This is a genomic window from Cnuella takakiae, from assembly GCF_001953305.1.
Lineage (GTDB): Bacteria > Bacteroidota > Bacteroidia > Chitinophagales > Chitinophagaceae > Flavisolibacter > Flavisolibacter takakiae.
In genome coordinates, this window is the sequence record NZ_MTFE01000010.1 from 2,967,174 (window position 1) to 2,980,757 (window position 13,584).

Sequence of the window (13,584 nt, forward strand, 5' to 3'; positions counted from 1 at the left end):
AAAACAAACAACAACGAAATGCGTAAACTGATCTTATCCGCATTGATGCTTGCCACCGGCGCCGGTGCTTTTGCCCAAAAGCTTTCCGATGTGGAAGACAAACTGAGCAAGGGCAAATACGATGAAGCCCGTGCCACCATCGACAAGATGATGGCCGATCCCAAGAACCAGACCAATGCCAATGCATGGTATCGCAAGGGCAGCATCTATGGTCAGCTGGCAATGGATTCAACCAAGGCCGATCAGGCGCTGGCCAATCGTGCAGAAGCGCTCAATGCCTTCAAAAAGTACTACGAACTGGATCCCAAGAATGTACTGGGCCAGCTGGAGCAAAATGTAAGGATGTTCCAACTGTACGAAGGGCACTACAATGCTGCTTTGGGCGAATACAACAAGCAGAACTTCGCCGGCTCTTTTGCCAACTTTAGCAAAGCGCTGGAAACAGAAGAATACATCAAGAGCAAGGGTTTTACCTACGGAGGCATCAACTTCCCCGCACTGGATACCAACCTCTACCTCAACACTGCAGCTACTGCATTGAAGGCCAAGATGGAAGATTCGGCGATGAAGTACTATGCCAAGCTGGCGGATGCCAAGATTAAAAACGACCAGTTTATTGAAGTGTACCAGACCCTGGTAGATTATTATGGCCGTAAAGGCGATAAGGCCAACCAGATGAAGTACATGGAAATCGGTAAGGAGCTCTATCCCGGCAACGACTACTGGGTAGAAGCCGAACTGGAGCCTGTTCGCGATAACAAGCCCCAGCTGTTTGCCAAATACCAGGAACTGATTGGCAAAAACCCCGGTAGCTATTACCTGAACTACAACTACGCGGTTGAGCTGTTCAACTACATGTATGCCAACGACCAGAAACCTGCAGATGCAGCTACTATTGAGCCGCTGGTAGAGCCTGCCATTGCTGCCGCCATCAAGGCGAACAGCAATGCCGATGCTAACTACCTGATGGTGCGCTACATGACTGAAAAGATCTACCGTACCGAAGATGCCATGCGTGCCTTAAAAGGTACGGATGCCGCCAGCATCAACAAGCGTAAGAATTACGCTGCTGATATCAAGAAACAGTGGGCTGCCATGGCGCCTTATGCCGAAACAGCCTTTGCAGCTTACGAAGGCAAAAAAGACCTGAAAGGTTTTGAAAAAGGCAACTTCAAGAATGTGAGCAATGTACTTACCGATTATTACGGTATGCAGAAAAACGAAGCCAAGGTAAAAGAATACCAGGATCGTTTGAAAGCAGCTGGTATGTAATCAAATTGTCTTTATAGTAAAAAGGCTCCTGAAAAGGAGCCTTTTTTATTTAGGTAATTGCCTCGTCCTAAAATAAGTTGCCACAAGAGATGATTTACATGAGTAATCCTGGTGTTTAGGAATATTGCAAGCGATTCAGAAAGCCTACCATTTTGCCTTCAGTTGCAAGTAGTAGATGAACGCTAAACTGTAAACCTTTCTCGAAGCAGTTCAAGATCAGGTAATGGTTACAGAAGTTATATCCAGTGTATTAAAGGACAATTCTCCTTTAGCAAGTCTTATAGAATATTATTGACCAACCGAAACCTTGATAACCTTTTAAAGATTGTAGCCCTAAATGATAAAGTTCACTACCATCTTACCGCCATAATTACCCCAGTTACGTAGTACTTTGTCCAATTGTTGATGCAGTTCTACTTTGTTGGTCTTTTTGCCTTTTCCTACAGGTGCTTTTACGGCAGAAAGGTTAACGCCGTTTACTTCAACCTTGGTGGCAAACCAGGTTGCATGGAGTCTTGGAATACCCATACCCAGGATCAAACCGGGAAGGCCGTGAATGCTTTCGGGACCGCCGGGCACCATGATTTCATCGGTATAAAAAGCAAATACACCCACGCTGTCGTCAAGTATACCCACAGCTTTACGGCATTCGAAACCGGCAATCACCCTGGTGTCTGCAGTTAGCTTCCACTTGATGCGGGCAAGGCTGTCCTCTACCTGGAAGGTCTCTTCAAATACAGGCTTCAGGCTGTTCACCTTACCTGTTTTGAAATTGGTATATACCTGGTTTTTTGTTTCACTGATGTCCATAAAACCTTGCTTCTTGCCGGGCAACTCCCTGCCCGGTTTGAAAAGCGACTGGCTGGTATCAGCCACCATATCAAAGTAACTGATATTGGCTGCGGGCATCTTATCCTTAATCCAATCGTACCATTCCTGGTCTATTTCCTTTGCCAGCTGGTGTATGTAAATGGTCTTTTCATATTCCACTTTAACGGAGCTGAAAAAATGCTGCTGGCTTTTTGCAAACAAGGGCAGCAGGAAAAAAAATATAAGGATCCGTTTCATGATTGTAATATTTAAAAAGGTCGGTTTGTGAATAGATGGTGCTATTGCCCGGGCATTTTGTTCAACGTGTACTCCAGTTTCAACATCACATAACGGCTTACCCGCTGGTAGCGCTGGTCGGTGATAAAGTTGCTGTTGATGGTACGTTCAAAGCCTCGGTTCTGGTTTAGGATGTCATTGGCATGTACCAGCATGCGGGTTTTCTTTTTCTTGTCCATCCAGCGGCTGAGCGTTGCATTCCAGTAGATGATATTGGTGTTTTGTGCAAATACGTCAAGACGCTGGCGCAGGTCGAAATTGGCATTGGTGCGCAGTTCTATACGCCCAGGGAAGGCCAGCATGCCTTCCACATCGCCGCCATAGGTAAAGTAGTTGATCTTTTGGTCGGGACGAAGGCTGGTGCGGCTCCAGTTGTAACCCAGGTTGGGACGAAAATAGATACTGCGCTTTTCGGAAATTTCATAGCGCAAACCAAACCCAACAGCCGGGTTTACATAAGTATTGCGGTTAGCCAACCCATTTACAAAATTGTTGTTGCGGCCGCCATTCATATTGCTGCTCAGCGAAACGATCCATTTCTTTTCTCCTTCTCCCAGGTTATAATCAAACCAGTAATGAAAATTACGGTTGCCGTTCACATTCACCGGCTGGGTGGTACGGCGTCCATTGGCATCAATGGTCACCTTGTTGGTGATGGCATTGTCCTGGAAGTTGGCGCCAAAACTCATCCAAACACCTCTTTGCTTCAGCACTTTGTAGCTGTTGTAAAAGCCTTCAATACTGTGGTTGAAACCCACTTTGAGGTCAGGGTTGCCAATGATGATATTCAGCGGATCGTTATTATCGCGGAGCGGTTGCAACTGGTTAATAGTAGGCTGCCGCGTGGTGCCCCGGTAATTAAGTGAAATACCACTCTGCTGCTTGGGACTAAACCGAAAAGCCAGCTGCGGCATGAAGTTCAGGAAATTGTATACCCTGCGTTCGGCCTTGTCCTGGTTGTACAGGTTGAGGCGGGTAGTGGCAATACCCGAACCTGCTGCAAAGCGGATCTTTTTGTGGTTGTACTTGCCAATCAGGGTGCCGTTGTGTGCATTTACATCCAGGTCAAAATTGTTGGAGAACAAGGGATTCAAGGTTTCATATTTGCCATTGTTTCCCCTTTCATACGTGTTGAACCGAGACACGGAGTTGTTGTTGTTAAATCCATATTCACCAACGATGGCCAGGCGGCTGTTGATGGGTTCACTGAAGGTGATCTTCCCGCCAAGGGTGCGGCTATTGCCATTATTAAGTTTTTGCTGGTCTATCTGTTCCACCTGCGATTCCACACCATTGGTGTAAAAGCGGTTGGTAGCGCGCAGGTAATTTTCATTATTATCTTCAATCAATCCAAAGCGAAAAACTGCCAGCAGCAACCGGTCTTTCTTTTTGAACTGTTGGCGATAGGTCAGCTGGTTGTCCCACTTCAGCCTTAAAGCATCCGTGAGGTTATTGCGGTTGCTTTGGTTTACAAAAAGCTTTTCCTCCGTCAGCGATTCCGAATAGGTATCATTATCCGAAATATTGGTTTTTTGCGACCCGCTGACATTAAGCTTTAGGCTCCGCAGGGAGTCCAGCTTCCATTCGTATTTAAAACTCAGCGCATGCTGCCGCAACAATACCGTGTTGTCAGAGTACTGGTTGGTAAAGAAACTGGTATCGGGTAAAATGTTTTGAGTTAAAATAGAGCTGCGGTTGGTGGTGCCCAACTGGTTGAAGGTATAGGAACCATTCACACCCTGCCGGTCGGCATTCCAGCGATTGATGAACAGGCCACCTGCATTGTAGGCGGTAGGCAGGCCGCGCAGGTTCCAGTTGTCAAATTCATCGCTGTTGCCAAAAGAAAAATAATAGCCGCTGATCTCATCGTACTCGTAATCGTTTTCAATACCCAACTTCTGCCGGTCCTGCCAGCTCAGGCTGCCAGTGCTGGTAGTGCTGCGGCCACCATACACCGACATTTTCTTTTTGCCTACAAAGCGGTTGTACAAGGCTTTTACATCATGGTACTGGTTGAAGTTGGAGCCCGCTTCAGCTTTGCCAAAAGCTCCCCGTTTCTGGTCTTCTTTGAGTTTGATGTTGACAGTTTTGCCATCCTGCGCCGAGGTCATCCCCGTAATTTGCTGTTGCTCTGTTTTATTGTCAAAAATCTGCACCTTGTCCACTGCTTTTGCCGCAATATTCTGGGTGGCTACGGTGGGGTCGTTGCCAAAAAACTCTTCCCCGTCCACCAACACTTTAGACACCCGTTGACCCTGGGCTGTAATCTCGCCCCTGCTGTTTACCTGGAAGCCGGGCAATTTCTTCAGCAGTTCCTCCACCGTAGCGCCTTCCCGCACCTTGAAAGAGTCGGCAACAAATTCTGTTGTATCTCCTTTGATACGGATAGCGCCTGCACTGCGCACCACTACTTCGGATAGTAATTTGCTCTTAAGGGTAAGCGATATTCTGCCTGCATCCGTCTGCTGGCCATCCTCCAGTGTATATTGCTCGGCAAAATCGGCAAACTTGGGAAAGCTTACCAGCAGGGAATAGCGGCCTATGCCGGGTGCCTGAAGTAGAAAAGAGCCATCGGGAGCGCTGCGGGTAAAGCCATGTAGTACGCTGTCAGAAGCGCCCACCAGGGCTACAACGGCATTGCGCAAGGGCTTGTTTTCTAAAGTGTCGCGAACTTGTCCGCGGATACTGGTTTGGGAGAAACTTAAATGGCTAAGCAGCACGAAAAGGAGCAGGAAGATGTTCCGCATTGGGAAGGCTTTGGTGTATAGTTTTGAGGGTGCAATCCTGCTGCAGTAGGCCAGACGGTGAGTTCCATTTTCCTGCCTGCTGCTGCGCATCTTAACCTATCTTCACTGCGTACCCAATTTACCAAAATAATCCGCATCGAAACGGTTGCGGCAACCTTTTACATAATCATAACAGCCAGGCCATGAATGGTAATAATGAAGTACAACCGGTAGAAAAGCCACCGCGTTTTGAGGACCACAACTTTGTGGATACTACCAAACCCGTCTGGAACTATTCCCTGCTTGATGCCGACGATATCCGAAACTTTCAGAACGGTACCCATTACCGCATCTATGAAAAGTTTGGTTCCAAGCCCTGGGAGGTGTTGGGAAAGGAAGGGTATTATTTTTGTGTGTGGGCACCCAATGCAACGGCGGTTTCGGTCATTGGCAATTTCAACAAATGGAAAGAAGACCAGCACCCGCTGCATCCACGTTGGGACAAGAGCGGTATCTGGGAAGGGTTTATACCCGGTGTGGCAAAAGGTGAAGTGTACAAATACCATATCGTAGGGTTCGAGGGACGCATTACAAAAAAGGGCGACCCGCTCGCCAACTACTGGGAGCTAAGGCCCAATACGGCTACCATCACCTGGGAATTTGATTACGAGTGGCAGGACAAAACCTGGATGGAGAAACGCAGCCAACACAATGCCCTGGATGCACCCTGGAGTGTGTACGAATTGCACCTGGCAAGCTGGATGCGCCCTGATCCAAACAACGAAGAGACCTATAACAGCTACCACTATATTGCCGAAAGGCTGGTGCCCTATATTAAGGAGATGGGCTTTACGCATGTAGAGTTTATGCCCGTAATGGAGTATCCTTTTGATGGCAGCTGGGGTTACCAGTGTACCGGCTATTTTGCCGCTACCTCCCGCTTTGGCGAACCCGAAGGTTTGATGTACCTGATTGACCAATTGCACCATGCAGATATCGGTGTCATCCTCGACTGGGTGCCCTCGCACTTCCCTGCCGATGCGCATGGCCTGTACATGTTTGATGGCACACATACCTACGAGTACGCCGATATGCGCAAGGGTTTCCACCCCGATTGGAACTCTTATATTTTTAACTACAAAAGGGGAGAGGTAAAATCTTTCCTGATCTCCAGTGCACGATTCTGGTTCGATAAATTTCATATTGACGGCATCCGTGTAGATGCAGTATCCAGCATGCTGAAACTGGACTATAGTCGTACCCACGGACAATGGGAACCAAACGAATATGGTGGCAACGGCAACATCGAAGCCATTGCTTTTATCAAAGACCTGAACGAGACCATCTACCGCGATTTTCCTGATGTGCAAACCATTGCCGAAGAGGCAACCGACTGGCCCGGTGTATCACAGCCCACATCTGCTGGTGGATTGGGCTTTGGTATGAAATGGATGATGGGGTGGATGCACGATACGCTTAATTATTTCAAGTTTCATCCCTACCACCGCCAGCATCACCAGGACAAGTTTTCGTTTTCCATGATGTATTTCTACGATGAAAACTTTATGCTGCCCCTCAGCCACGATGAAGTGGTTCATGGCAAAAGCCCGATGATCTATAAGATGCCCGGCGACGACTGGCAGAAGTTTGCCAACCTGCGCTCCCTGTATACGTATATGTGGACGCATCCCGGCGGCAGGCTTTTGTTTATGGGGAATGAAATCGGGCAAACGACTGAGTGGAATTACAAAAGTGAACTAGACTGGGGCTTGCTCCGGTTTCCCGCACATGAAGGTTTGCGGCAATGCATTGCCGATCTGAACAAATTGCTGGTGGAGCAGCCAGCGCTTTACGCCAACCAGTTCAATATCCAGGGTTTCCAATGGATTGACCTGAGCCACCGGCCAGATTGTGTGTTGGTGTACCGCCGCAAGGGCAAGGAAAGTAAAGATGACCTCCTGGTTGTCCTGAACCTGAAACCCGAAGTGCGGTGGAATTGGGAAATTTACCTGGAAGGGAAAACCTATGCAACAGAAATATTCAACAGTGATCAGCAGCAATACTGGGGTACCGGCGATGTATTTAATACCGAGATCAAAAGCGAGCTGGTAGACGAAACATCAAAGACCTATAAGATGCTGGTAAACCTGCCGGCATTAAGTGCAGTGGTGTTGAAGTAGTGGAGAAAAAATGATAACAGATTGTGGGCCTTCATTGCGAGGTGCCAGTTTTGGTTGGTGTTATGCAACAGTTAGCGGCGCTGAATCAATCTACTGCAGTAATCCGGTTGCAGGTAGTGCAGGCGCAGTGGCTTACAGCGGCAGGTGATTGATTCGGCGCTAGTATCCTGAAACTCCAAGCTTTTAATGCGCCTTCTTAATGACGCCAATCGTTATATATGTTTTCCTAAAACTGTATAACAAAGAAGCCCGCAAGTATTTACTTGCGGGCTTCTTTGTTATTAGATTTTAATTAAATGCAGTTACATCCTTTCCGGCACACGGATACCCAGCAGGCCCATGGCCGACTTGATGGTAGTTGCAGTAAGCTGGCACAAACGCAAACGCAGCTCTTTCTTTTCTTCGCTTTCTGCACTCAGCACCGAATGCTCGGTATAAAAACTGTTGTAGGTTTTGGCAACGTTAAAAGCGTAAATAGCCAGCACCGAAGGGTTTTGTTCCACTGCAGCCTGCCGAACAGTACCGGGGTATTGCTCCAGCAGTACCAGCAGTTCCTTTTCAAGTTTTTCCAACCCGTTGAAGTTTACCGCAACGGCTTCGTTGATGGGCTGCCTGCGCAGGATGGATTTGATCCTTGCATGCGTGTACTGTATAAAGGGACCAGTGAAACCATGAAAATCGATCGACTCTTCGGGGTTGAAGATCATCTTCTTTTTAGGATCCACACGGAGCAGGAAGAACTTGAGGGCACCAATTGCAATGGTGTCATACAGCTCCTTCAGTTCGGCTTCCGTAAAGTCTTTCACCTTGCCTGATTCTTCGGTGTGCCTGGCAGCAATAGCAACCATTTCCTCTACCAGATCATCAGCATCTACAACGGTTCCTTCGCGGCTCTTCATACGGCCTGTAGGCAGCTCCACCATGCCATAACTGAGGTGGAAAATACCATCAGCATAAGGCTTGCCCAGCTTTTTCAAAATGAGCTGGAGCACCTTCATGTGGTAGTTCTGCTCGTCGGCAATCACATAAATGCTTTGGTCGTAAGGAAACTCCCCATATTTTTCATCAGCAAGCCCAAGGTCCTGGGTGATGTATACCGAAGTGCCGTCTTTGCGCAGCACCAGTTTTTCATCCAGGCCTTCTGCAGTCAGGTCGATCCATACCGAACCGTCTTCTTTTTTGTAAAAAACACCCTGCTCCAATCCTTCCTCCACGAACTTGCGGCCCAGCAGGTAGGTCTGGCTTTCATAATAGGTTTTATCGAAATCGGTTCCGATTCTTTTATACGTCTGATCGAAGCCGGCATATACCCAGCTGTTCATCTTTTTCCAAAGCTCCATCACTTCGGGCTTGCCCGCCTCCCAGTCCACAAGCATCTGTTGGGTTTGCAGCATAATAGGCGCCTGCTTTTCTGCTTCTTCTTTTGAAAGCCCCTGGGCTTCCAGTTCTTTCATTTGCGCTTTATGGGTGTCGCTGAACTTAACGTAATAGTCGCCCACAAAATGATCGCCCTTGGTACCGGTGCTTTCGGGTGTGGCGCCATTGGCAAAATCCTGCCAGGCAATCATGCTCTTGCAAATGTGAATGCCGCGGTCGTTCACAATACAGGTTTTCATTACCTCGTTGCCAGATGCTTTAAGGATTTCGGCTACGCTCCAGCCCAGGAAGTTGTTGCGCAGGTGACCCAGGTGCAGGGGCTTGTTGGTGTTGGGAGAAGAGTACTCCACCATAACTTTTTGCGGAGCGCCATAGGTAAGGTCGGGCTGCCCGGCGTATCGCTGTTGCAGATACTGGAGAAAAAAGTTATCGGTAACAGTCAGGTTCAGGAAACCTTTGATCAGGTTGAAGCCGGTAAACAGCTCGCCGTTATTGGCTACCAGGTACTGGCCCAGCGCCTGTCCCAAAGCATCGGGTGATGTGCGTAGGGTTTTTACAAAAGCAAAAAGAACAACGGTATAGTCGCCTTCAAACTCGGGCTTTGTCTGGTTTACAGTAATGTCCTGTGCCGACAGCTGGTGCTGGTACAGGCTTTCAATTGCTTTGGCCGTAGCTTCCTTTATCCGGGCAACAATGCTCATTAAGTAGGTAGATTTTGCGGCGCAAATTACAGAAAGCATGGCAGAGGCGGAGCGAAAGAATTTAAGGGTCTTTAACGAGGCGGAGCAAAAAAAAGCAAAAGGGGAGATTATCTTCGCAGCCCATGCGTAGGCTGCACCATTTTGCAAAAGGTACCATTCTCAATACAGTGGATTTTTTTTACCCGCTGTGCAGGCCCTTTATGCCCTTGCAAACCTTTCGGTATGCCGCATGTGGGGGTGGCAATACCGCGTTCAACATCTTGCTTTATTTTATCCTGTACAATTTTGTGTTGGATAAAATGGTACTCCACCTGGGACCCATTGCCATCAGCGCACATATCGCTGCCTTCCTGATTGCCTTTTGTATCACTTTCCCTACCGGTTTTTACCTCAGCATGTTCGTGGTGTTTTCCGGTTCGCACCTTCGCCGCCGCACCCAGTTCCTCCGTTATTTTCTGGTAGCAATCGCCTGTATCCTGATCAACTATGTTTTGCTGAAACTTTTTGTTGATGTGCTGGGCTGGTATCCTACGCCCTCCATGATCCTTACCACAGCATTCGTGATCGTTTTCAGCTACCTGTCGCAAAGGCATTTTTCATTTCAAAAAAAGGTAGCGCCCGCCACCGCCAACCTTTCGGAAGTTGCCTGATCTTTTTTACAAAACGATCTCACTCACTTTTACCACCAGTTTTCCATTGCACCGGCTCCTGATCAACAGGTGTTCTCTTTGCGCGGCAACGGTTTCCAGTTGCAGGTCGCTGATGCTTCCTTCACCCCTTATGCCTCGGGTCCACTCTTTATTCAACCATTCGTTCAGGGCAACTTTAGCTGTATCATAATAATCGTTCAAAGGAAAAACGGTTCTCTTCCGCAGCTCTCCCACGATCTTTTTGTCAAAAAGCCACTTGGCAGTGTTCAACAAAAAGCTACGCGATTGCAGGTTGTAAGCTAAATCGGCTACCAATACAGACTTTGTTGCAGGGTCGTACACAGGTTTGCCGGTAAAGTAAACGGTACCATTGAAGGACCCGCCAAAATCCACCCGGATCAATAAGTTGCCAGAGCTGTCGGCACGCACATCGGTACTGTTTACCACCACATGCTTGCTGATCAGGCCTTCAGATACTTCGAATCTTTTTCCTGCCAGCATCCCATTCAGCACGCGGCTTAAAGAGTCGTATTGCAGGGCCGCTTCCAGGTTAATCTGGAAACCTTCATTGCCCATGGCAGGTGAGAGGTTGGGCAGGGCGCTAGCTACAGCAGGCTCTTTTACAAAACTTACCGCAGGTGCGGCTGTAATACCTATTTTGATCTGTAACATATTATTCTTTGCCTGTGGCTGTTCCATACGAATAGATTTTGGGTGCAAATTGAAATACCCCGCATTGGGGATGGCGTAGGTGGTATTGAGCAGGTTCCATGCCTGTTGCATCCAGGGACGCAAATTGACCACACCAAAGCTATCCTTTATGGCTTTTGCTACGGCATCGAGTTCCGCCTTCAAGCCGGTAACCACCGTTGTGGTTACATCCTGCCCCCAAAAGCATACCGTGCATTTGTCTATTGCCTTGGGTTCTTTCCGTGCAATAGTGGTTAGGAGCCGGTAGTCGGGGAGGAGCCGGAAACTGCTGGTAAAACCAATCTCCACCCGTCTTTCCGGTTCTTTAAAGCCACAGGAACACTCAGGGCTCCACGGCGACAATACCGTAGTGCCGGTACACAAGCGGGTGCTGCCCACAATCTGGTAGAAGCCGGTAAACGACAGGTCCATGCTATTACCCACAGCCCGCATACGCAGGGGCGAGCGCCTGAAATGGTATTTGTAACGGGTGGCACAGTCGGATTGCACCCAATCCTTGGGGTAATTGGGAGAGGTGAACAAGGTATCCACTTTACCTTCGGCAAGCTGGTAAATGGGTTTAAGCTGCACGATGATCGGGATATCGATCTGGCTCAGGGTCGGTGTGCTTTGTGCAAAAAGACAACCTGCCAGGAGCAGCATAAAAAGGGTGCAGCAAGTTCGGATCATAAAGCAATTTAGTTTTTTGCGCAACGCTATGCGCCGTATTGCCTGACAGGAATATGCCTTTGTGTCCTCCGATCTGCAACCCACACTGACAGGAATCGCAGCTTAAACGTCCTTGTTTCTGTTTCAGTATCAACAAACTGTCAAAATTTCACTTTGGCAGTGGCGGCACGAAGCTTGTTAACCCTAAGGGAACTTTAAACTATCAATCAATGGGAAAAATAATCGGTATTGACTTAGGTACTACCAACAGTTGCGTGGCAGTAATGGAAGGAAACGAGCCGGTGGTGATTGCCAACGATGAAGGTCGTCGCACAACGCCTTCTGTGGTGGCATTCCTGAAAAATGGCGAACGTAAAGTGGGCGATCCCGCTAAGCGCCAGGCCATCACCAACCCGCACAACACCATTATGAGTGTGAAGCGTTTTATGGGCCGTCGTTTTGATGAAGTGAACGAAGAGAAAAGCCACTGGAGCTACGGCGTGGTGAAAGGTGATAACAATACCGTTCGGATCGATATTGATGGACGCCCCTATACGCCCCAGGAAATTTCGGCGATGGTGCTCCAGAAAATGAAAAAGACTGCCGAAGACTATCTCGGACAGGAAGTAACCGAAGCGGTTATCACCGTTCCTGCCTATTTCAACGACGCCCAGCGCCAGGCTACCAAGGAAGCCGGTGAAATTGCTGGCCTCAACGTACGCCGTATTGTAAACGAACCTACCGCAGCTGCCCTGGCTTATGGCCTCGACAAAGGCGGTAAAGATCACCACATCGCGGTATTTGACCTCGGTGGTGGTACTTTCGATATTTCCATCCTCGAGCTGGGTGATGGTGTGTTTGAAGTAAAATCGACCAACGGTGATACCCACCTGGGTGGTGACGACTTCGATAAAGTAATCATGGACTGGCTGGCAGAAGAGTTCCGCGGCGACGAAAACGTGGACCTGCGCAAAGACCCCATGGCCCTCCAGCGCCTGAAAGAAGCTGCTGAAAAAGCAAAGGTTGAACTGTCTTCTTCTTCTGAAACAGAGATCAACCTGCCCTATATCACCGCTATCGATGGTGTGCCCAAGCACCTGGTGAAAAAACTGACCCGCGCCAAGTTTGAGCAACTGGCCGACAACCTGTTTGCCCGCTGCCTGAAGCCCTGCGAGCAGGCGCTGAAAGATGCTGGTTACAGCACTTCTCAGATCGACGAAGTGATCCTGGTAGGTGGTTCTACCCGTATCCCCAAAGTGCAGGAAATCGTTGAGAAGTTCTTTGGCCGCAAGCCCCACAAAGGCGTAAACCCCGATGAAGTTGTAGCCATAGGTGCTGCCATCCAGGGTGCGGTGCTTACCGGTGAGGTGAAAGACGTACTGCTGCTGGACGTTACCCCGCTGAGCCTGGGTATCGAAACCATGGGTGGTGTGATGACCCGCCTGATCGACTCGAACACGACGATCCCTACCCGCAAGAGCGAAGTGTTCTCTACTGCCTCCGACAACCAGCCCGGCGTACAGATCCATGTATTACAAGGTGAACGTCCCATGGCAACACAGAACAAGAGCCTGGGTATGTTCAACCTCGATGGTATTCCCCCTGCTCCCCGTGGCGTTCCCCAGATCGAAGTAATTTTCGACATCGACGCCAACGGTATCCTGCACGTTACCGCTAAGGATAAAGGCACTGGTAAAGAACAGAAGATCCGCATTGAAGCCGGTTCTGGTCTGACCAAAGACGAGATCGAAAAAATGAAGAACGAAGCCAAGGCTAACGAGGCTTCCGATAAGGCAGAAAAAGAGCGGGTTGAGAAAATTAACCAGGCTGATTCACTGATCTTCCAGACTGAGAAGCAGCTGAAAGAGTATGGTGATAAGATTCCTGCCGACAAAAAGGCTCCGATCGAAACCGCGCTGAACAACCTGAAAGAAGCACACAAGAGCCAGGACCTGGGCCGCATCGACACAGCGGTAGCTGAGATGAACACTGCCTGGACTGCCGCTTCTGAAGATATGTACAAAGCAACCCAGGAAGCTGGTGGTGCACAACCCGGCGCCGATGCTGGTCAGCAGCAAGCTGGCGGTACCGCTGGTGAGAATGTAACCGATGCTGAGTACGAGGAAGTGAAGTAAACCGCTGATTTGTATGATTGGGAAAGATTTGTATGATTCTTTCCAAAAAATAGAAAGCGCCCAACAGCAATGTTGGG

Annotated in this window: 8 protein-coding genes; 4 read left to right on the forward strand and 4 right to left on the reverse strand. The window is 48.8% G+C overall.

Annotated features, from left to right (window positions below):
• The first annotated feature begins 18 nt into the window (after positions 1–18).
• Positions 19–1,272: a hypothetical protein gene (locus BUE76_RS12985; protein WP_073039772.1), complete on the forward strand. Its 1,254-nt coding sequence runs from the start codon at positions 19–21 to the stop codon at positions 1,270–1,272.
• Between the two features lie 333 nt (positions 1,273–1,605).
• On the opposite strand, the gene BUE76_RS12990 is transcribed toward BUE76_RS12985, so the two are convergent.
• Together BUE76_RS12990 and BUE76_RS12995 are read right to left on the reverse strand one after the other, a co-directional pair.
• On the reverse strand, positions 1,606–2,340 hold the full coding sequence (locus tag BUE76_RS12990) for a GLPGLI family protein (protein WP_073039770.1): 735 nt from the start codon (positions 2,338–2,340) through the stop codon (positions 1,606–1,608).
• Positions 2,341–2,381: 41 nt separating this feature from the next.
• Positions 2,382–5,126, reverse strand: a complete 2,745-nt coding sequence (locus BUE76_RS12995) for a TonB-dependent receptor (RefSeq protein ID WP_073039768.1) — start codon at positions 5,124–5,126, stop codon at positions 2,382–2,384.
• 182 nt (positions 5,127–5,308) lie between these two features.
• Here BUE76_RS12995 and glgB point away from each other — a divergent pair, with 182 nt between their 5' ends.
• Positions 5,309–7,285, forward strand: a complete 1,977-nt coding sequence (glgB, locus tag BUE76_RS13000; RefSeq protein WP_073039766.1) for a 1,4-alpha-glucan branching protein GlgB — start codon at positions 5,309–5,311, stop codon at positions 7,283–7,285.
• A gap of 302 nt (positions 7,286–7,587) precedes the next feature.
• On the opposite strand, the gene argS is transcribed toward glgB, so the two are convergent.
• Positions 7,588–9,363 carry an arginine--tRNA ligase gene (gene argS / locus BUE76_RS13005; RefSeq protein ID WP_073039764.1) on the reverse strand — a complete coding sequence of 592 codons (1,776 nt, stop codon included), beginning with the start codon at positions 9,361–9,363 and terminating at the stop codon, positions 7,588–7,590.
• Positions 9,364–9,485: 122 nt separating this feature from the next.
• On the opposite strand from argS, the gene BUE76_RS13010 reads away from it, so the two are divergent.
• Complete coding sequence (locus tag BUE76_RS13010) at positions 9,486–10,013, forward strand: GtrA family protein (protein ID WP_073039762.1); 528 nt, start codon at positions 9,486–9,488, stop codon at positions 10,011–10,013.
• Between the two features lie 6 nt (positions 10,014–10,019).
• Here BUE76_RS13010 and BUE76_RS13015 read toward each other — a convergent pair whose 3' ends face one another.
• Positions 10,020–11,393, reverse strand: a complete 1,374-nt coding sequence (locus tag BUE76_RS13015; RefSeq protein ID WP_073039760.1) for a DUF4403 family protein — start codon at positions 11,391–11,393, stop codon at positions 10,020–10,022.
• 209 nt (positions 11,394–11,602) lie between these two features.
• Here BUE76_RS13015 and dnaK point away from each other — a divergent pair, with 209 nt between their 5' ends.
• Complete coding sequence (gene dnaK / locus BUE76_RS13020) at positions 11,603–13,507, forward strand: molecular chaperone DnaK (protein ID WP_073039758.1); 1,905 nt, start codon at positions 11,603–11,605, stop codon at positions 13,505–13,507.
• Positions 13,508–13,584: the final 77 nt, after the last annotated feature.

What these genes read in the sequence shown, in the direction of transcription:
- BUE76_RS12985 (WP_073039772.1), top strand. Translation starts at nt 19, where the DNA reads ATGCGTAAACTGATCTTATCCGCATTGATGCTTGCCACCGGCGCCGGT.
- BUE76_RS12990 (WP_073039770.1), bottom strand. Translation starts at nt 2,340, where the DNA reads ATGAAACGGATCCTTATATTTTTTTTCCTGCTGCCCTTGTTTGCAAAA.
- BUE76_RS12995 (WP_073039768.1), bottom strand. Translation starts at nt 5,126, where the DNA reads ATGCGGAACATCTTCCTGCTCCTTTTCGTGCTGCTTAGCCATTTAAGT.
- glgB (WP_073039766.1), top strand. Translation starts at nt 5,309, where the DNA reads ATGAATGGTAATAATGAAGTACAACCGGTAGAAAAGCCACCGCGTTTT.
- argS (WP_073039764.1), bottom strand. Translation starts at nt 9,363, where the DNA reads ATGAGCATTGTTGCCCGGATAAAGGAAGCTACGGCCAAAGCAATTGAA.
- BUE76_RS13010 (WP_073039762.1), top strand. Translation starts at nt 9,486, where the DNA reads ATGCGTAGGCTGCACCATTTTGCAAAAGGTACCATTCTCAATACAGTG.
- BUE76_RS13015 (WP_073039760.1), bottom strand. Translation starts at nt 11,393, where the DNA reads ATGATCCGAACTTGCTGCACCCTTTTTATGCTGCTCCTGGCAGGTTGT.
- dnaK (WP_073039758.1), top strand. Translation starts at nt 11,603, where the DNA reads ATGGGAAAAATAATCGGTATTGACTTAGGTACTACCAACAGTTGCGTG.